The following is a 19,489-nucleotide window of genomic DNA, read 5'->3' on the forward strand; positions in this document are numbered from 1 at the left end:
ATATCTATCCTTCCTTTTCCTTACCAACTGCCACTGCAAAGGCCACCGCTCGGCCCCGGTCATGGGCAATGCTCACCAATATCCGGTGTATGCCCTCCTTTTCTGCCCGTTCCAGGGCGGGTCCCGACAAGGTCACCTCGGGCTTTCCCAGATGGTTTGGCAAGATTTCAATGTTTGTCCATCGCATTTCCCTGAGGCCTGTCCCCAGAGCCTTTAACACGGCTTCCTTTGCCGCAAAACGCCCAGCCAAAGAGTGCACTTTACCCTGGCAGTGTTCTTGTTCTGCCGCAGTAAAAACACGGTCTAAGAACTGCTGGCCAGAACGACTGACGGCCAGTTCAATCCTTTCAATTTCGATAATATCTGTACCGATCCCCTTCATCATTCCACCTCCGGGGAAAAATTTAAATGGTACTATAATGGTTCCTTCTGATATAAGGTTGTTAGCTTTATTACCAGTATATTAGAAAAGTCCACCAAGGACTAGGCAGACTTTCATGTTATTTGAAATTCTAAAATCATAAAGAAGAAACCATAGGTGACTTTTTGTCGAATAATGTAATTGCATTGACAAAAAAATGTTTTCCACCACACAAAATTCTTGTCTTATATTTGATATTATATAGATTAATAAGACTTCTACATATGAAGGAGGAATATAGATGTTGCTGTTAAATATAGAAAAGCTATTTCTTAAAGAGCAACTAACTTACGAAGAAATACACAAGGTCTTTGCTGCACTTTATAAATTGGAGTATAATCCAGTTGCTATTAAATATTTCTTTGATCAAATGGAGTTAGAAACCTTTCCGGTTGAAAAGGTTCCCGGTCCCAAAATGACTTTCTGCCAAGCAGCTTTGGCATCTCGTCTGGATGAATACATTGTAAAATTCACTGAAGAAAAACTTCTCTGTGATAATGCCCGTACAGTCTTTGGCTACCGCGAATCCTCTGAGGATGAAATCCAGGATCATGTAAAATATACCAATGATTGGGATATGGCTAAGAAGGTCCTAGACGCTAAGACTAAACTGCCTGTGGGCAAACTAAAGGGAATTGTAACTGCACCTCTCTATAAAGCTACTTTTAAGCCTGACGTTATTTTCTTCATTGTCAATGTTTTTCAAGCTTATCATATTCTAAATGATTACATTGGAGGCACTAAGACAACCACTGTAAACTCTACCCATACTGTGAATTCCGCCGTTTGTAGTGGTTCCGTGGATTGCTATCTTAACCATACTGCCAGCATGAAAACCATGTGCGCTGGCAGCTTTACCTCTGGTAAAACAGAAAAAGGTGAAGTTAACGTCTTTATCCCCGGTGATCAAATTGAAGCAGTGGCTAAACAATTATTGACCAGAAGTCACCAAAACAAAGGTGGTGCTTCCTTTGTTGGGGTAGGCGGGCAGGAATATCCCGGTATGGATGTCTGTAAGAAATGTCCAATGATTCGTTTTAAGGAAGTAGAATAAAATTAATCTCTAGTTATACTACTACAAGTTGGTACTTGTTTGAAAATTTTTTTGAAAAATGTTGCAATATGCTAAAAAATCATATATTCTTAAACAAGTGTTAACATTATATTAATATATGTTAACACTTGTTTAAGAATTTGATAGTGCAGGAGAAAAGGAGATTCCCTGAATTCAGCAGAAACTTTTTATCAATTAGGGTTTTTTTTTCTGCCTGGCCAGGAGCATGGAGACGGCCTAAAATACCATTCCTTTTGAGAATGTATTTTAGGTCGTCTTTTTTTGTCAGGGGGGTGAAACGAACACAGCATAACGTTTCGGAAAGTAAAAATAGTTTGTTTATAGTCCTTTTTTTATTTTATTTAAAATTGCTCATGCAACCACATTATTTACATAGTGTAAAGACAGGAGGAAGAACCTTGAGCTTACTAGGTATTTTTAAACCAGCACCTCATATTGATCGACTACCTAATGAGAAGATTGACAATGAATATAAAAGACTGCGTATGCAGGTGTTCATTAGCATTTTTATTGGTTACGCAGGCTATTATTTAGTTAGAAAGAACTTTTCTCTAGCCATACCCCATATGATACAGGAAGGTTTTACAAAAAGTGAACTGGGCTGGGTTATGTCAGCCCTTGCACTGGCTTACGGTATCAGTAAATTTGTGATGGGGGCTTTTTCCGATCGCAGTAACCCAAGATTCTTTTTGGCTGCGGGACTAATGTTATCCTCCATTATTATGTCCTTGTACGCATTGCCAGCTGTTACCTCCAGCCTTACTTTAATGTATGTGCTGATGTTTATCAATGGTTGGGTACAGGGGATGGGCTGGCCCCCTTGCGGTCGTACTATGACTCACTGGTATTCTATTGGGGAACGTGGTACCAGAGTCGCCATCTGGAATACCGCACATAATGTGGGTGGCGGCCTGATTGGTCCTCTGGCAACCCTTGGTTTAGTGCTTTTTGGTACCTACAAGAGTATTTTCTTTTTCCCTGCTATGATTGCCTTTGTAGTTGCTATTTTTGTTCTTTTTACCCTAAAAGACACTCCCCAATCCTGTGGTTTACCACCCATCGAAGAGTATAAAAATGATTATCCCGACGACAAGGTGGAAGATAGAGAAAAGGAGCTTTCTGTTAAGGAAATTCTCTTTAAATATGTGTTAAATAATAAATACCTTTGGTATATTGCCATTGCGAACTTGTTTGTTTACTTCGTACGTTACGGTGTAGTTGACTGGGCACCCACCTATCTAACTGAAGTCAAAGGCTTCAGTACCAAAGGATCTCACTGGTCTTATTTCCTGTATGAATATGCAGGTATCCCTGGTACAATCCTTTGTGGTTGGATCAGTGACAAGGTATTTAAAGGTCGTCGGGCACCGGCTGGGGTCATCTTTATGGCTGGTGTGGCTGTGGCGGTACTGGTTTACTGGTTTAACCCAGTGGGTAACCCCATGATTGATAACTTAGCTCTGATTGCCATCGGTTTCCTGATCTATGGTCCTGTTATGCTCATTGGTTTACATGCCCTGGATTTAGCACCTAAGAAAGCTGCTGGTACCGCAGCAGGTTTCACTGGTTTGTTTGGTTATGTAGGTGGAGCTACGCTGGCCAATGCCGCCATGGGTATGGTTGTTGACTCCTTTGGTTGGAACGGTGGCTTTATGATGTTGGTTGGTTCTTGTTTCTTAGCCATCTTCTTCATGGCACTTACCTGGAATCATGGCCTTAAATCAAAATCTGCCTAAAAACTTTTTAAAGAAAACTTGGCTTACGCCATACCCTATAGGGTACGAGAGCCTTTAGGCGATGGCGTAAGACTTAGTTGCCCTTATGCAAGTCGGAAAGTTTTATACTTCTGCCCTAAAATAACATTTATCAGTGGCGCCACAAGGCGCATGTGAGTCTGATATGCTAATAAAGAAGCCACATCGCTTTGATAGCAATGTGGCTTTTTATTAGCATTTTTACTGATTTGCCTGGAAACTTTCCTTCGATAATTCTTCCTTAAACAATTCCGTGGACAAATAACGTTCCCCGGTGTCAGGCAGTAAAACCACCACTAACTTATCATTATTCTCTGGCCGACGCGCCACTTCCAAGGCTGCATACATGGCAGCACCAGAGGATATGCCCACTAAAATCCCTTCTTCTCGGGCCAGTCTGCGAGCAGTTTCTAGGGCTTTGTCCCCGGGTACCTGAAAGACTTCATCGACCACTTTTAGGTTTAGCACCTCCGGTATAAACCCTGCGCCAATTCCTTGAATGGGATGGGGTCCCGGCTTGCCACCGGATAGTACCGGTGAAGCCGCTGGCTCTACGGCTACGGCCTGGAGTGATGCATTTTTAGCTTTAAGGAACTTAGTAATCCCTGTAATGGTACCTCCTGTACCAACACCGGCAACAAAAATATCCACCTTGCCGCCGGTGTCTTCCCAAATTTCAACTCCTGTACTTTCTTCATGGGCCCTTGGGTTTGCTGGGTTACGAAACTGCTGAGGTATAAAAGAATTTTCTGTTGTTGCCGCTAATTCTTCGGCCTTAGCGATTGCTCCTCTCATCCCATCTGCACCCGGAGTTAATACGATCTCTGCCCCATAGGCCTTCAGTAGACTACGTCTTTCCTGGCTCATGGTTTCGGGCATTGTGAGAATTAACTTGATGCCCATGGAGGCACAGGTTAGCGCCAAACCTACTCCGGTATTGCCACTGGTTGGTTCAATCAAAACACTGTCTTTGTTGATAAACCCATGTTGTAAAGCATCTGATATCATGGCATAAGCAATTCTATCCTTCGCACTGCCACCAGGGTTAAAAAACTCCACCTTGGCAACCACTTCAGCCGCCAGACCTTTGGTTATATTATTTAACCTTACCAGGGGGGTATGACCAATGGTTTCTAAAATACTGTTATAAACAGGCATCTCGGATCCTCCATTTTTTTGGAATCTATGCATTCAAGTTATTTTTACATATTTTATCACGTTTAGTATTGCCTATAACATAATTATTATAAAAATGTTCTGCACATTAGAATTTTAATACTTTCTGTCCAGAAATAAGCAAAATTTCATTTATCTGTTGGCCTAAAGCGTTCATGTTAGTCCGATATGCCAAAGAAAATACTTATAGCTTAAATTGTCCAACCATCTCTTGGAACTCTTCCGCCATTTTGGCTAATTCTTGAGACGTACCAGTTTGCTGTTGAACAGTGGATGTCACCTGTTGAGTTGCAGCTGCCAGTTGTTGTGTGCCTTCGCTGGTTTGCTTTACACCCTCGGCAATCTGTTTTATTGATTCTACACTCTCATCAATTTGTTCAATAATCTTATTTAATGCTGTACCAGATTGATTGGTGATCCTAACTCCCTCTTCAACTTCCAAGGCGGCCTCGTCCATCTTTTGATTTGCTTTTTGCATTTCGCTATGAACTTCTCCAATAATATTGGCAATTTCTTTAGTGGAATTAGCGGATTGCTCCGCCAGTTTACGAACTTCTTCAGCCACAACAGCAAAGCCCCTACCCTGCTCACCAGCTCGGGCAGCCTCTATGGCAACATTATGTATATCTTTTTTCTACTATCACTATATTCAACAACTTCCTTGGTCAATTGTTTTGCTATGGGCACACCCTGGTTTACAGCTAAAGTAGTACCTTCTTCAAGTTTTCCTGATTAAACAAATCTGAGGTTCTTTTAATGATATCATTGTAATCAGTGCTTAATTTTTTCATTTCTTCCCCAGCCTGGCGATTCACATTATTTCGTGCATTATTTATTAGGTTCTGTTCGATTTTTATATTAGTATCACCATATTGCTTACAATCCTCAAGATACTTTATATCCTGGTAGGCAAAATAACCCCTGATGGATGCTGTTCAAAAAGCCCTTAGTTTTTTAAAAAAATAAAAATACACCTACCCGGAAAATTGGTAAATGGCTCGTGGCTGCGTGTTCACCCCCGGGGGACAGGAAAGATTTTGATTGGGAATAGGGAAAAAGAAAAGAGGCTCCTCAAAAATTCATTGAACTAATGAGAAACCTCTAATCTGTAACATATTTTATTTGCCTGCGTGAGCATTTTGTGAGCATCGCAGGCTCTTTACTTTATTGACACCAGTAATTACAAGGCTTTCGGGGGCCGTCTTACATCATGCCGCCCATGCCACCCATACCGCCCATGCCGGCCATGGGGTTCGGAGCATCTTTTTCTGGCTTGTCGGCCACTAAGGTCTCGGTGGTCAGAACCATAGCTGCAATGGAAGCAGCGTTTTGTAAAGCGGAACGTGTAACTTTAGCAGGGTCGATAATACCAGCAGCAATCATATCAACATATTCTTCAGACATGGCATTGAAACCTTTGCCAGTGGTGCGAACCTTTTCTACCACCACAGAGCCTTCCAGTCCAGCGTTGTTGGCAATTTGACGCAGGGGCTCTTCCAGAGCGCGCTTAACGATATCAACGCCAGTTTTAGCATCCCCTTCCAGCTGAACGCTATCTAAGGTGGTAATGATGTTCACAAAGGCGGAACCACCACCGGGAACAATACCTTCTTCGACAGCTGCACGGGTAGCGTTTAGAGCATCGTCAATGCGCAGCTTTTTCTCTTTCATTTCAACTTCGGTGGCAGCACCAACTTGAATTACAGCTACACCGCCAGCCAGTTTAGCCAGGCGTTCTTGCAGTTTTTCACGGTCAAAGTCAGAAGTGGTTTCTTCAATTTGCTTCTTGATTTGAGCAATACGTCCTTCAATTTGGGCTTGCTCTCCAGCACCACCAACAATGATGGTTTCTTCTTTCTTAACGCGAATCTGACGGGCAGTACCCAACATGTCTAGCTCAGCTTTATCCAGCTTCAGACCTACTTCTTCAGTAATTACGGTACCACCGGTAAGAATAGCAATATCTTCCAGCATGGCCTTACGGCGGTCCCCAAAACCAGGAGCCTTAACGGCAACTACATTCAAGGTACCACGAAGTTTGTTCAGTACCAGAGTAGCCAGCGCTTCACCTTCCAGATCTTCACAAATCAACAGTACAGGCTTGTTACCTGTTTGTACAACCTTTTCCAAAACAGGCAGAAGTTCTTGTACCGAGGAAACCTTTTTATCGGTGATTAAGATGTAAGGATCAGTCAATGCAGCTTCCATCTTATCAGTATCAGTGATCATGTACGGGGAGATGTAGCCACGGTCGAAGTTCATACCTTCAACCACTTCTAAATTGGTGCCAATACCTTGGGACTCTTCAACGGTGATGACACCGTCTTTACCTACTTTTTCCATAGCTTCGGCAATCAGGTTACCAATAGAATCGTCGTTAGCAGAAACGGTAGCAACCTGAGCAATCGCTTCTTTACTCTCAATAGGCTTAGCCATTGCTTTAATTTCTTCAACAGCCTTTTCTACAGCCTTTTCAATACCACGTTTGATAATCATAGGGTTGGCACCAGCAGCTACGTTTTTCAGACCTTCACGTACCAAAGCTTGGGCTAAAACAGTGGCAGTGGTGGTACCGTCACCAGCAACATCGTTGGTTTTGGTGGCCACTTCTTTAACCAATTGGGCACCCATATTTTCGAAGTTATCTTCAAGCTCAATTTCACGGGCGATGGTTACACCATCGTTGGTAATGGTTGGAGCACCAAACTTCTTCTCAATAACTACATTACGTCCCTTGGGTCCAAGGGTTACCTTAACAGCTTCGGCCAGGGCATTAACGCCTCTTTCCAGAGCTCTGCGAGCATCTTCACGGAAAATAATTTCTTTAGCCAAGGTTCATGACCTCCTTAGATTCTAAAAATTACAGATTAAGTACAAAGGTGCACTTGTTTACTCGATAACAGCAAGAATATCCATTTCACGTAGAATTAAATATTCTTCTTCGTCTAGCTTGACTTCATTGCCAGCGTACTTGGAGAAAAATACTTTATCTCCAGCTTTTAAGTCAAGGGCAGCACGTTGTCCATTCTCCAGTAGACGGCCAGGACCCACAGCCACAACTTCACCTTGTTGGGGCTTCTCCTTTGCAGTATCAGGCAGTACAATGCCACTCTTGGTTTTTTCTTCCTGGGGCAGTGCCTTAACAACTACCCTGTCACCTAATGGTTTAATCACAAAAACCCCTCCTTTAAAATATTAAGGTTTTTTAATTTACGGGTTTCGGTTTGTTAGCACTCATCCTCATCGAGTGCTAACACCCAATAAATATAATATAGAACAAGAAATTTAAAAGCAAATTCTCCGTAAAACCGATTAACCCAATTATAATCTTATAGACCAGAATACGGATATTTATCTTTTAATTTCTCCTTCTACATTACATTTACATGGGTTCTTGTTTTTTACATCTCCCACAAGGTATTCTTGCCATATACTTGGTTATTTTATGCAATATTTTTTACATATTTTAGATTTTTTTATCCTAGGATTGTCCGCACTCCCCACCCCTACCGGTTAGAATCTCCAGTCCATGGGGCAATACCGGCAGAACAACCTCCAAACATTCTCTTACTCCTTTAACACTGCCGGGTAAATTAATAATTAAGGTTTTCCCTCTGGTCCCACTGACTGCTCTGGATAGCATGGCCTTGGGGGTTTTTTTTAGACTTTCTGCCCGAATGGCTTCAGCTAGACCCGGCACCTGGCGATGGATGACAGCCAGCGTAGCTTCCGGTGTATTATCCCTGGGTCCCAGTCCGGTTCCACCGGTGGTTAGAATTAAGTCTATGCCCCTTTGATCCGCAAATTCAATTAATGTTGCTTTGATAACCTCTGGGTCATCCGGTACAATGCGGTATTGTTCCACGTTGCCTAACCCTTGCACCATTTCTCGGATGGTTGCTCCACTGACATCTTCCCTTTGACCCTGGGAACCTTTGTCGCTCATGGTTATGATACCTATTTTGTACATTTGTTTCCACCTCACCATTTAATAAGACCTTCAAATATTGATAACATTGGGGTACAATAAAAAATAATGCGTCATGTAGGGGGTTAAAGAATGGTCTGGCAATTCAATAAAACCACTTCTAAAATTGTTCGTATTAAAGGCGACAAAATTATAACCACCGAAGACTGTATTGTTCGTGAAGTACCAATAACCCTTTTTCTAAATGATAAAGAGTTTGTTACAATGGTCTGTTCTCCCCAAGCATTGCAGGAATTGGCCGTGGGTTTTCTTTGTTCAGAAGGTCTGTTACAATCCCCCGAAGATATTAAAGCAATTCGATTAGATGAAGAAAATGGGGTCGTTTATATTGATGCCCCGGATATAGAAGACGAGTCTAAATTTCTTAAAAGAAATATAACCAGTTGCTGTGGTCGGGGACGACCAGTCTTTTACTATATCAACGATGCCAAAAGCATGAATAAGGTATCCTCTGATCTGCTGGTAACGCCAGGTCAAGTATGGGATTTATCCGATCGATTGGAAGAAATGTCTATTCTTTTTAAAGAAACCGGTGGCGTTCATAATGCCGCCCTATGCTTGCCCACAGAAGTAATGATGTTCTATGAGGATGTGGGACGACATAATGCAGTTGATAAAATCTTCGGACGTGCTTTTTTAGATCGCATTCCCCTAAGGGATAAGATTCTTGTTTTTAGCGGCAGGGTCTCTTCGGAAATCGTCATAAAAATCGGAAAAATGGGCCTGCCGGTTATTATTTCCCGTTCTGCACCAACGGACCTAGGGCTGGAAATGGCCCAAAAACTTGGTATTACTGTGGTGGGTTTTGCCAAAGGTGAACGCATGAATGTATATACATATCCCGAGCGTATTTTGGGATAGCTAGCTTTGGGGTATTCCTTTCTGGTGGGCCTTGAGCCATGGGCTTTTAGCTTTTGGATTATAATTGCTCATAGCTCATAGCTCATGGCTTACAGCCTACTCCCCAAAACACTCTCTGTAAATTTCCTGAATAACCTTATCCATTCTGTCTCGGATTTGGCTAAAGCACTCCACCAATCTACTTCCTTTGGCTGTCAGCTTGGCACCTCCGCCGGCGTCACCGCCCACCTGTGTTTCAACAAGACGGAACCCCCAGCTTTTTTCCGCTTTTTTAATCTTTCCCCAGGCAGCACGGTAGGACATACCCATTGCTTTGGCCGCCCTTGAAATGGAGCCCTGCTGTTGAACATTTATAAGAAGATAATAGAGTCCATCTCCAAAATGGGCTTCTCCCTTCTCTAACCAAACTTTGCAGCCAGGTCGAAAAAGTTCTCTAAAGGGGTACTCCAGATTTCCAGGTCCATCGGCCATCATAGTTCCTCCTAGATTCCCTGACGATACATAACACCACCGCAATCCCGTAAATCATAGCCACCCAGCACTTCCACTTGCTGCTTAAATTCCGTTGTTGAAATGACTTCCAGCAAACGTTTAATGTAAGGAGTATCCCAATATTCCCCGGGAATGCATAGGTCATAGCGTTCCTCCACCACAGGGACAAAGTCCAGATCCAAGGCTTTGGCCGCTGCTAAAATACCAAGTCCTGCATCCGCCGCTCCACTGGCAACCGCAGCTGCCACAGCCATGTGGGTATACTCTTCACGGTTATATCCGTAAATACTGTCTGGATCAATATTTAATTGATTCAAACGGTAATCCAGTAAGATTCTGGTTCCGGCTCCCCGCTGGCGATTAATAAAGCGTACACCTTCCCGGGCTAAGTCTTCTAAGCCTTGAATATTCATGGGATTCCCCTTTGCCACCATTAACCCCTGCTGGCGATAGACCAGGTTGACCAGAACTGCAGGACGATCACCTAGTAACCGCTGAACGTAGTTTACGTTGTAACCACCAGTCTCTTCATCCAATAAGTGGGTACCAGCACAGTGGCACTCACCTCTCTTAAGGGCCGAGAGTCCTCCCAAACTTCCAACATTGGCACTGGAAAGGCTGGCTTCTGGAAATTTCCTTCGCAGATGGTTGGCCAAAACATCTAGGGCCATATCATGGCTGCCTATAATGACGGTAGTCTGGCGAATCTCCTCCAGGGGCCGCATCAGTTCAACCTTAACGTTATCCCCTGCCCTGTAGCCCTCTGAAAGACGTGGTACCCTTAACATACCATCTGCCCTAACAAGGGACATAATGACCCCCGCACCCCTGGAGATAGGCGTTGCAACAAACTTCTCTCCAACTTGACCCATTTTTACCCGGATAAACTCCTCTACACCCATTGGTGAAGGCATTTTACGGGAAATAATGGCCTCTGCGGCTACGGGCTTAGGAGCTACAGAGCCTAACTTTTTATAGATAATTGGACGGACAAATAATTCCATGGCCAGATAAGCCGAAACAGGATATCCCGGAATGCCAATCACAGGCTTGCCATTTATTTCCCCCAGTATGACCGGTTTACCTGGCTTAATGGCTGCACCATGGGTTAACACTGTGCCCAATTGACGCACCAGTTCTGCAGTGAAGTCCTCCCGCCCGGCGGAGGACCCGGCATTAATAACAACTATATCTGCCTTCTCCACCGCTTCCATAATAGATTGTTTTAGCTTCTCCCAGTTATCAATGGTAATGGGCCAGCGTAATGGTTCGCCCCCCCAGGTTTGAACCAACGAACCAAAGACCCTGGTGTTATATTCAACAATATCTCCTGGTTTTAAATCTGTACCTGGTTGAACCAATTCCGTACCCGTGGGTAGCAAGGCCACTTTAGGTTTGGGGTGGACTTTAATTCTGCCGACTCCCCCGGCCAAGATACCCCCAATATCCATGGGTCGAATCTTGTGATTGGCAGGTAAAATCATTTCTGTGGCCACCACATCTTCCCCAATGGCCCGTACATGCTGCCAGGGGGCCGCTGCAGAGGTGATTTCAAAAACATCTTCTTCCACAAAGTGAACATCTTCAATCATAATTACTGCATCACAGGCCGCGGGGATAGGATCTCCGGTATCCACAATCTGAGCCTTGTCTCCCAGTTGAATCTTCTTAGGGGTTGCATCTGAGGCTCCAAAGGTAATGGCAGAGTCCACTGCAATACCATCCATAGCCGATGCATTGTAATGGGGAGACGAATTAAAGGCAAAAATAGGCTCTGCGGTAACTCTTCCCAGGGATTCTTCTGCAGCAATTTCTTCTCGCTCAGCCGGCACCAGGGAACCCTTTTCCTCTAAGTGCTTAAGGAGTCCTTCCAAGGCTTCTTCCCAGGGTCGATTATCCAGGTATACATCACGTTTATTTCTCATAGGTTTTTATCTCCTATTCTTATGCAACGGTAAGTTTTTAACTATTCTGTATTTAAAAGAGCCAAACATCCACTAATTCCCCGGCCTCCACCCCTTCTTTCGTTAGGGGAATATGGGCTACTCCGTCGGCTTTAACCATTGTACTGATTAGACCAGATTTACCTAGCACCGGGTCTGCCACAATGGTACCATCTTCTAATCGGCGCAGTGTTACCCTGAGAAAGTCATCCCGACCAGTGGCAGAGTGAATATTACGGGTAATGGCAGCCCTCAGTGGAAAACTTCTGCCGGGTTGACCATCACCGGAGGACTCAATTAATGGCCTGGCTAACAAATCAAATACAATCATAGCCGAGACAGGGTGGCCAGGTAAGCCAAAAACAACTTTACCATCTACCACTGCTCCGATGGAAGGCTTCCCTGGTTTAATGGCAATTCCGTGAAATAAAAGTCCTGGGTTTCCAAGGGTTTCAATTACTTTAGCTGTCACGTCCCGGGTACCCACAGAACTACCACCAGATATTAATACCATTTCATTTTCATGCAAGGCCCCAATTAAGGCTTGACGCAGGGACTCAAAATTATCTTCAATGATCCCGTAAAGGGTCGGACTCCCACCGGCTTGCAAAACCTGTCCATAGAGTGTATAGGAATTAATGTCGCGAACTCTTCCAGGACTTGTGGGTTGATCCGGCGCAATTAACTCATTGCCAGTGGATAGAATACCAACCTTAACAGGCTTTAATACAGGTACTTCGGTTACTCCTACCGCCGCCAGTAACCCGAGGTCCTGTGGGCGTAAGCGATGCTTTGCATTTAATACAACAGCACCTGTGGACACATCTTCACCTCGGCGTACCAAGTTATCTCCCGGAGCCGCCGGTTTAGTGATCCCAATGGTTCTTTTATCCAATTCCTCGGTATATTCCACCATGACCACTGCATCCGCCCCTGGGGGCAACATGCCGCCTGTGGGAATAGCCCAAGCTTGTCCTGCTCCCACTGGACCATGGGCTTCCTCCCCCATTAAGACTTCGCCTGTTACATCCACATAAGAAGGCAAACTTTCGGTTGCCCCGAAGGTATCTCTGGCCCGTACAGCATAACCATCCATGGTGGAACGGTGGAAACCGGGGACATCTTCTTTGGCAGTAATATCCTGGGCCAGTATTCGGTTTAGTCCCTGTAGCAGCGGAATGGTCTCTTCCTTATGCCAGACAGGTAAATGGACTGCTAAAACACTGCGCGCCTGCTGCACAGTTAGTACGTTAAATAACTCCAAAGTAATTCCTCCGTTTTTGAACTTCCTGATATACTAAAAACAGCCTAACTCGCAAGCCTTTAGTTTAATTTTTAATTCATCACAGATATCCCCCACAACCTTAGGGGACACATTATAATCACTGGCAATTTTTCTGGCAGCCGTACAGGAGATTCCACCATCCTTTGCTGTCTCTTTAATGGTTTGTATAATTTTTTCTTTTTGCTCGTCCATTGTAAATCTCCCCTCTCATTGGAATAGAGCCTATTTGTGTTATTATTACAATACAATGTCTAAATATCCTGCCTATTCCAGCAAGTGTTATGTCTATTTTTACATAACGGTGTCGTTATTTCTTCAAAAGGAGAGAAAATCATTGATTATAGGTCTTTCAAACACCGCCTTTGAATACAAAGGAACCATCCAGGACATTATCTGGTTATTTTATCCTGGGGCAGAACTGGTGGCTGAAGATAAGGGAGATTTTTTGCTTCAACTTAATTTATCCCAGGAAGTGGAATTTAATCTTTGGGCCGAGGCACAACTATACGTCAACGGAGCATCCCTGGCCCAGAGAGAAGAAGGTCATCCGCTCATACCAGCAGAAGTCCCTAACGAGCTAAAACGGTTAGCCCGCATGGCTGTTTATAAAATCCTGGTTTCCTATAGTGGAACAACCCCCTCTCCCTGGGGTATTATGACGGGCATTCGTCCCACCAAAGTTGTCCATCGCCTACTGGATCTGGGTTGGAGCAAACAAAACGTGGAGAATTACTTACTGGATAAATATGCTTTAAGACCGGATAAGACACAATTAATTACCTCTGTGACAGAGATTCAACGCCCCTTGCTTTTGTCAAAGAAACAAGCAAAGAAATTGGTAGGGGTCTATATTGGTATTCCTTTCTGTCCTTCCCGCTGTCTTTACTGCTCATTCCCCTCTTATTCCATTAAGCGCCATCGTGATATGGTGGACCCTTTTTTAAAGGCATTGCTGCAGGAAATACAAGTGATTGGTGAAACCCTTAGGTCCCAGGGACTCCTTGTGCAAAGTATTTACTTGGGAGGCGGCACCCCTACCAGCCTGAATTGTGAGCAACTGCAATCTCTGCTTGAGGCCATCCAGTTATCTTTAAAGGACGACAGTACCATCGAAATGACAGTGGAAGGCGGGCGGCCGGATACGTTAAACGAAGATGTTTTTGCTCTATTAGCCAATGCCGGGGTAAATCGGCTGAGCATCAACCCCCAGAGCATGAACCAAAAAACCTTGGACATTATTGGCCGGGCCCATACAGTTGAGGATATATATCGTTCAGTTGAAACGGCAAGAAACTATAAGTTTCCCACCTTGAATATGGACCTAATTATTGGTTTGCCCGGAGAAACCGTTCAAGATGTTGCTCGAACGATGGAAAGCATATTACAACTGAAACCAGAAAACTTAACAGTCCATGCTCTGGCTCTCAAGCGGGCTTCAAACTTGAAACAGCGCCTGGCTGAATTTCCTCTTTTACAGGCCGAGGAAGCTGTGGCCATGTGGCAAGAAACAGCCCGGGGCGCAACCGCCCTTGGCCAACATCCCTATTACATGTATCGCCAGAAACAAATGGTTGGTAATCTGGAAAACATCGGCTATGCCCTGCCTGGCCATGAATGTATCTATAACATTCAGATGATCGAGGAACGCCAAACCATTATTGGCCTGGGTGTAGGTGCCGGTTCTAAATGGATGGACCCAGATACCTGGACTCTGGTAAACGAATATAATGCCAAGGACCCCAGGCAATATGTGGAACGTTTAGATGAGTACATTGAACGCAAACTGCATCATATTAGGGAATTATCGACCAAGCAGTGATAGTTTGTTCTAAAGACGGTAATGAACCGTCTGGTCTGTCAGACTGTTGAAAAAGTAGGCAAAGGGATTTTATTATCTAGAGCGAGCGAAGATAATGAAATTCCTGATAGAGAGGTTTAACAACAAACTCTGAAGGGCCTCCAGTTTAAGAGGCCCTTCTATTACTTCTTATATCCTATAAACACATATTGCCAGGAACCGTTAGAATGCACTTCCCCTTCTATACCCACCTCTGCCAACCCTTTATGAAGCAATACAACTGTTAAAACAAATTGGCTTTACCGCTAAACCTGTTCCCGGAACCAACAGCTATATGATTGAAACTCCTAAAGGTAAAATTTCCTGGTTAAAAGAAAAGTCTATGCTTCAACTGGTTATTTCGTATAAAAATAATCCTAATCAGCTTCGTATGACTTTAAGTAAAATCCTGTAACTTGGTCATAAAAATAGGCCAGCAACTGGCCTAACACTGTATGATTTGTTTTTCGGTTACAATAAATTGAACCGGCTGATCATACTTTCCCATCAATACTGAAAAATTTTCCCTAACCTGAAATTCAAAAGCCAGTGCCACAGTGACAGCATCTTTCCTGAGTCTTGGTATAAAGCGGTCATAATATCCCCCACCGTAGCCCATACGGTTACCTTGGTGATCAAAAACAGTACCCGGCACAACAATAAGGTCAAGTTCCTGCACTTCCACCGGACGTAGGTTTTCCGGAGCTGGTTCCAAGATACCGTAGGAACCGATGCTTAAATCCCCTGGAAAATCCACCAGCAGAGAGGGTGTCATGGACCGATCCACGGCATTCACTACGGGAACTGTAACCCGCTTCCCAGACCTCAGGGCATGGTTTATTAGACTTTCTGTTTTTACTTCCTTGCGAAAATCCAAGTAAACCATTATCGTCTTGGCCCTTCGGTAAGGTTCAAAGGATACTAACCTTTCTACTATCACGCTGCTTTTATCCGCAACTTCGGATTTCTTCAGGGCACTGCGAACTTCCAGTACCTTTTTCCTGATACCTTTCTTATCCACTATAATCTCCCTGGCTAGATTTGATAAACCTTATCACCGGGTACAATACGAACACCATTGGCCTGTAAAAGCTCGATTGCTTCGTCCACCTGCTCAACCCGAAAAACAATCAAGGCAGCAGTGGTGGTTTGTGTGACAAAGGCATATAAATACTCAATATTTATTCCAACCTTCTCCAGTAAACGTAAAATACTGCTTAACCCACCGGGCTGGTCAGAAACTTCCACCGCAATAACATCCGTTGTACTGACTGTAAACCCCTGATCCTTTAGTACCTGATAGGCCAATTGAGGCTTATTCACTATTAAACGCAGAATACCAAAATCTGTCGTGTCGGCAATGGAGAGTGCACGAATATTAATACCATTTTGTCCCAGTACATCTGTTACTTTGGCCAGCCGTCCCTCTTTATTCTCCAGGAATATGGAAATTTGCTGTACTCGCACATTGATTACCCCCTTTTCCTAATTTTTATAATTCCCTTTTATCAATAACTCTTTTCGCCTTACCTTCGCTTCTGGGCAAAGACTTGGGTTCCACCAGTTTAATTTTTGCAGAAATACCCAGTACACTTAAAATACGACTTCGTAATTTTCTCTCTAAAACCTCTAGTCCGGCAATTTTATCGGAAAACATTTTAGAAGAAAGTTCTACATGGATCTCCAAATCATCCATGGAAGCTTTACGATCCACCACCAGAAGATAATGGGGCTCGGTTTCACCAAATTCCAACAATACACTTTCAATTTGAGTTGGGAATACATTTACACCCCGAATAATAAGCATATCATCGGTCCGCCCGGTTATGCGCTCCATACGCAGGTGCGTTCTTCCACAGGCACATTTTTCTGGATAAAGGGCTGAAATATCCCTGGTACGGTAGCGGATGACGGGGAAACCTTCCTTGGTCAGGGTCGTAAAGACCAGTTCTCCCCTTTCACCATAGGGCAAAGGTTCTTCGGTCACTGGGTCAATAATCTCTGGAATAAAATGATCTTCACAAATGTGGAGCCCATTTTTATAGGCACATTCGATGGCTACTCCAGGTCCTAAAACCTCACTTAAGCCGTATATATCATGGGCACGGATGCCAAGTTTCTCTTCTAACTGGTCTCTCATATTGTTGGACCAGGGCTCTGCACCAAAGATACCGGCCTTTAATCTTAGATTTTTAAGGTCTATACCAGCCGCATGAATTTCATCGGCTAGATATAGGGCATAGGAAGGTGTACAGGTTAAAATTGTCGTACCAAAATCCTGCATCAGCATAATCTGACGTGCTGTATTCCCCCCCGAAATGGGCACAATGGTTGCCCCTAAACGTTCGGTACCATAATGAATGCCCAGACCACCAGTAAAAAGCCCGTAACCATAGGAATTTTGTACCACATCTTCTTTGGTCCCGCCCACCATTGTAATACAACGGGCCACCAGATCGGACCATGTTTCCAGGTCTTTTTTGGTATAGCCAACCACAATGGGTTTTCCAGTGGTACCGGATGAAGCATGCATCCGCACAATTTCACTGCGTGGAACAGCAAACAATCCAAAGGGATAGGTATCCCGCAGGTCTTTTTTGGTGGTAAAGGGTAAATATTTTAGATCGCTAAGGGAGCGAATATCCCCAAGAGTTATCCCTTTCTCTTGAAAGGCCTGACGGTAAAAAGGAACATAAGTATAAACCCTTTCTACCAGGCTTTTCAGTCTTTTAAGTTGAATTTCTGCCAACTGCTCCCTCGACATTGTTTCATGATATGCATCCCAATATAAAGACATATCGGCACCTCCATTTTATCAAATTGCCATAAAATTTATAAAGTAGAATTTTTAGGAATTACATTATTTTTTCATCCCATTACCCCCAAAATAGACCCCCTTCCTAGAAAAAATAAAAAACTCCGTCCCAGCAAGGGACGGAGATACATTCCGCGGTACCACCCTAATTGGCCAGAGGCCCCACTTGTAAAGTACGGGAACACATCAAACCAGTAAAGAAACCATAAAAAAACCCCGATCCCCAAGGGACGGAGTTACTTTCCGTGGTACCACCCTAATTGCAAAAAGGCCACTTTACCGGTACGGGACATGATCCGATACCTCTTCCCTTTTAACGGCGGGAAATCCCGTCTGCACCTACTGAACTTTCAGCACAGCAACTCCGGAGGGAACTTCAATCGGCCATACCTTAAAGAAGCTTCCAGTCTCGGCTTCTTCTCCCTGCAAGGCTGGGATGATTTACTTTTCTCCATCATCGGCTTTCCATATCAACTTAGAATTAAATTACCATAGCCCCCGTTCAGAGTCAATGTTTTTTCCGAATTTATTTTACATAGGGACTGTCCAATTTCCGTACAAATTATAGTATGAGTGACAACTTCCTTTAGGTCCCCTGCCCCACTGTTCGGTCTGTGCTTTTCTATACACAATAAAAACCCTTATTATATAAGTTATTAACAGACTTATCCACATTGTCCACAGGACTTCTTCCACAGAACAGTGGATAAGTAAAAAAAGTTGACTCATTTTGTGTATTTTAGTCATTATATTACATTATTCGAGCTTAGTTAATAACCTGGTTTTTATCTTGTTAATAGCGGTCCTCCCCTAAGGGCAAGCTTGGAAGGGCATTTAATGTTAAAGGTGCAAAATCGCCCCTAAGATATTTATAGTAGCCCGCACAGGCAATCATGGCAGCATTATCAGTGCAAAGATTTATAGGCGGGAAAAACACCTGGCAGCCGGCTAAAGCGGCTCTCTCTTGAAGCAATTCCCGAAGACCCTGGTTTGCTGCCACACCACCCGCCAGCATGATGGTTTTAACACCGATTTTTCGGGTTGCCATGATGGTCTTTTCAACCAATACCTCCACCACTGCCCTCTGGAAGCTGGCAGCCAGGTCAGCTTTGTTGATTTCCTCATTTAGCATCTTGGCTCTATTTAAATAGTTTAATACAGCGGATTTTAACCCACTGAAACTGAAATCAAAGCTGCCTTCTTCCAAATAAGCCCTGGGAAACTGAATGGCTTGGGGGTTACCATTTTTGGCCAATTTATCAATTAAAGGCCCCCCCGGGTAGCCAAGACCCATGGAACGGGCTACTTTGTCAAAGGCTTCACCCGCTGCATCATCCCGGGTTCGTCCCAATAATTTATATTCACCACGGCTGGGTAAGTATACTAAATCAGAATGCCCACCAGAAACCACTAAGCAAAGTAAAGGAAACTGTAAATCCGGTTGGGCCAAAAAGTTTGCTGAAATATGTCCTTCCAAGTGGTTGACACCAATTAAGGGAACATCTAGAGAATAGGCCATGGCCTTGGCAGCTGCTACCCCCACCAGTAGCGCACCTACCAAACCAGGTCCATAGGTGACGGCCACTGCATCCAGATCAACGGGAGCCACTCCGGCCTTGTCCAGGGCTTCTATGATTACAGGGTGAACATTCTCCAAATGTTTTCTGGAAGCCACCTCTGGTACTACACCACCAAACTTTTTATGAATTTCTATTTGGGAAGATATAATATTGGATCGTAGATCAACCCCATCCACTAAAACCGCAGCGGAGGTTTCATCACAAGACGTTTCAATGCCTAAGATTGTAATACCCATGCTTTCCTCCATTTTTTCATTCGCAA

Annotated in this window: 17 protein-coding genes, 1 pseudogene and 1 other annotated feature; of the genes and pseudogenes, 4 read left to right on the plus strand and 14 right to left on the minus strand. The window is 43.9% G+C overall.

Annotated elements, in window-relative coordinates; genetic code table 11:
* Nucleotides 1-4: 4 nt before the first annotated feature.
* Nucleotides 5-382: a holo-ACP synthase gene (acpS, locus tag DRED_RS15280; protein WP_011879165.1), complete on the minus strand. Its 378-nt coding sequence runs from the start codon at nucleotides 380-382 to the stop codon at nucleotides 5-7.
* Nucleotides 383-662: 280 nt separating this feature from the next.
* On the opposite strand from acpS, the gene DRED_RS15285 reads away from it, so the two are divergent.
* Together DRED_RS15285 and glpT are read left to right on the plus strand one after the other, a co-directional pair.
* Complete coding sequence (locus tag DRED_RS15285) at nucleotides 663-1,475, plus strand: DUF169 domain-containing protein (RefSeq protein ID WP_011879166.1); 813 nt, start codon at nucleotides 663-665, stop codon at nucleotides 1,473-1,475.
* 374 nt (nucleotides 1,476-1,849) lie between these two features.
* Nucleotides 1,850-3,232, plus strand: a complete 1,383-nt coding sequence (gene glpT, locus DRED_RS15290; protein ID WP_083755225.1) for a glycerol-3-phosphate transporter — start codon at nucleotides 1,850-1,852, stop codon at nucleotides 3,230-3,232.
* Between the two features lie 219 nt (nucleotides 3,233-3,451).
* Here the strand turns inward: glpT and cysK are convergent, their stop codons facing one another.
* The 5 genes and pseudogenes from cysK to DRED_RS15315 form a co-directional block, all read right to left on the minus strand.
* Complete coding sequence (cysK, locus tag DRED_RS15295; RefSeq protein WP_011879168.1) at nucleotides 3,452-4,408, minus strand: cysteine synthase A; 957 nt, start codon at nucleotides 4,406-4,408, stop codon at nucleotides 3,452-3,454.
* A 202-nt stretch (nucleotides 4,409-4,610) separates the two neighbouring features.
* Nucleotides 4,611-5,045 (minus strand): annotated as a pseudogene (locus DRED_RS15300) (methyl-accepting chemotaxis protein); the annotation flags it as partial.
* A gap of 584 nt (nucleotides 5,046-5,629) precedes the next feature.
* The gene (gene groL, locus DRED_RS15305; RefSeq protein ID WP_011879170.1) at nucleotides 5,630-7,258 is read right to left on the minus strand and encodes a chaperonin GroEL; all 1,629 of its coding nucleotides are present in this window, start codon (nucleotides 7,256-7,258) and stop codon (nucleotides 5,630-5,632) included.
* Between the two features lie 57 nt (nucleotides 7,259-7,315).
* Nucleotides 7,316-7,600: a co-chaperone GroES gene (groES, locus tag DRED_RS15310; protein ID WP_011879171.1), complete on the minus strand. Its 285-nt coding sequence runs from the start codon at nucleotides 7,598-7,600 to the stop codon at nucleotides 7,316-7,318.
* A gap of 307 nt (nucleotides 7,601-7,907) precedes the next feature.
* Nucleotides 7,908-8,396, minus strand: a complete 489-nt coding sequence (locus tag DRED_RS15315) for a MogA/MoaB family molybdenum cofactor biosynthesis protein (protein ID WP_011879172.1) — start codon at nucleotides 8,394-8,396, stop codon at nucleotides 7,908-7,910.
* A 90-nt stretch (nucleotides 8,397-8,486) separates the two neighbouring features.
* On the opposite strand from DRED_RS15315, the gene fdhD reads away from it, so the two are divergent.
* Nucleotides 8,487-9,275, plus strand: a complete 789-nt coding sequence (gene fdhD / locus DRED_RS15320) for a formate dehydrogenase accessory sulfurtransferase FdhD (protein ID WP_011879173.1) — start codon at nucleotides 8,487-8,489, stop codon at nucleotides 9,273-9,275.
* Nucleotides 9,276-9,371: 96 nt separating this feature from the next.
* On the opposite strand, the gene DRED_RS15325 is transcribed toward fdhD, so the two are convergent.
* The 4 genes from DRED_RS15325 to DRED_RS15340 are packed head-to-tail and all read right to left on the minus strand — an operon-like array spanning nucleotide 9,372 to nucleotide 13,187.
* On the minus strand, nucleotides 9,372-9,749 hold the full coding sequence (locus tag DRED_RS15325; RefSeq protein WP_011879174.1) for a winged helix-turn-helix domain-containing protein: 378 nt from the start codon (nucleotides 9,747-9,749) through the stop codon (nucleotides 9,372-9,374).
* Nucleotides 9,750-9,757: 8 nt separating this feature from the next.
* Nucleotides 9,758-11,692: a molybdopterin biosynthesis protein gene (locus DRED_RS15330; protein ID WP_011879175.1), complete on the minus strand. Its 1,935-nt coding sequence runs from the start codon at nucleotides 11,690-11,692 to the stop codon at nucleotides 9,758-9,760.
* A 52-nt stretch (nucleotides 11,693-11,744) separates the two neighbouring features.
* On the minus strand, nucleotides 11,745-12,974 hold the full coding sequence (locus tag DRED_RS15335; protein ID WP_011879176.1) for a molybdopterin molybdotransferase MoeA: 1,230 nt from the start codon (nucleotides 12,972-12,974) through the stop codon (nucleotides 11,745-11,747).
* Between the two features lie 33 nt (nucleotides 12,975-13,007).
* A complete protein-coding gene (locus DRED_RS15340; protein WP_011879177.1) occupies nucleotides 13,008-13,187 on the minus strand; it encodes a hypothetical protein in 180 nt (59 codons plus the stop codon).
* Nucleotides 13,188-13,329: 142 nt separating this feature from the next.
* Between DRED_RS15340 and hemZ the strand changes: the two genes are divergently transcribed.
* A complete protein-coding gene (gene hemZ, locus DRED_RS15345) occupies nucleotides 13,330-14,814 on the plus strand; it encodes a coproporphyrinogen dehydrogenase HemZ (protein ID WP_011879178.1) in 1,485 nt (494 codons plus the stop codon).
* 463 nt (nucleotides 14,815-15,277) lie between these two features.
* Here the strand turns inward: hemZ and DRED_RS15350 are convergent, their stop codons facing one another.
* The 4 genes from DRED_RS15350 to tsaD form a co-directional block, all read right to left on the minus strand.
* Nucleotides 15,278-15,853, minus strand: coding sequence for a 5-formyltetrahydrofolate cyclo-ligase (locus DRED_RS15350; protein ID WP_011879179.1), 576 nt, complete (start codon nucleotides 15,851-15,853; stop codon nucleotides 15,278-15,280).
* 14 nt (nucleotides 15,854-15,867) lie between these two features.
* Nucleotides 15,868-16,299 carry an ACT domain-containing protein gene (locus DRED_RS15355; RefSeq protein WP_011879180.1) on the minus strand — a complete coding sequence of 144 codons (432 nt, stop codon included), beginning with the start codon at nucleotides 16,297-16,299 and terminating at the stop codon, nucleotides 15,868-15,870.
* A 25-nt stretch (nucleotides 16,300-16,324) separates the two neighbouring features.
* Nucleotides 16,325-17,629 carry a phenylacetate--CoA ligase family protein gene (locus DRED_RS15360; protein WP_011879181.1) on the minus strand — a complete coding sequence of 435 codons (1,305 nt, stop codon included), beginning with the start codon at nucleotides 17,627-17,629 and terminating at the stop codon, nucleotides 16,325-16,327.
* 241 nt (nucleotides 17,630-17,870) lie between these two features.
* Nucleotides 17,871-18,114: a binding site (T-box leader), on the minus strand.
* Between the two features lie 326 nt (nucleotides 18,115-18,440).
* Complete coding sequence (gene tsaD / locus DRED_RS15365; RefSeq protein WP_011879182.1) at nucleotides 18,441-19,463, minus strand: tRNA (adenosine(37)-N6)-threonylcarbamoyltransferase complex transferase subunit TsaD; 1,023 nt, start codon at nucleotides 19,461-19,463, stop codon at nucleotides 18,441-18,443.
* Nucleotides 19,464-19,489: the final 26 nt, after the last annotated feature.

This window comes from Desulforamulus reducens MI-1 (assembly GCF_000016165.1).
GTDB lineage: Bacteria > Bacillota > Desulfotomaculia > Desulfotomaculales > Desulfotomaculaceae > Desulfotomaculum > Desulfotomaculum reducens.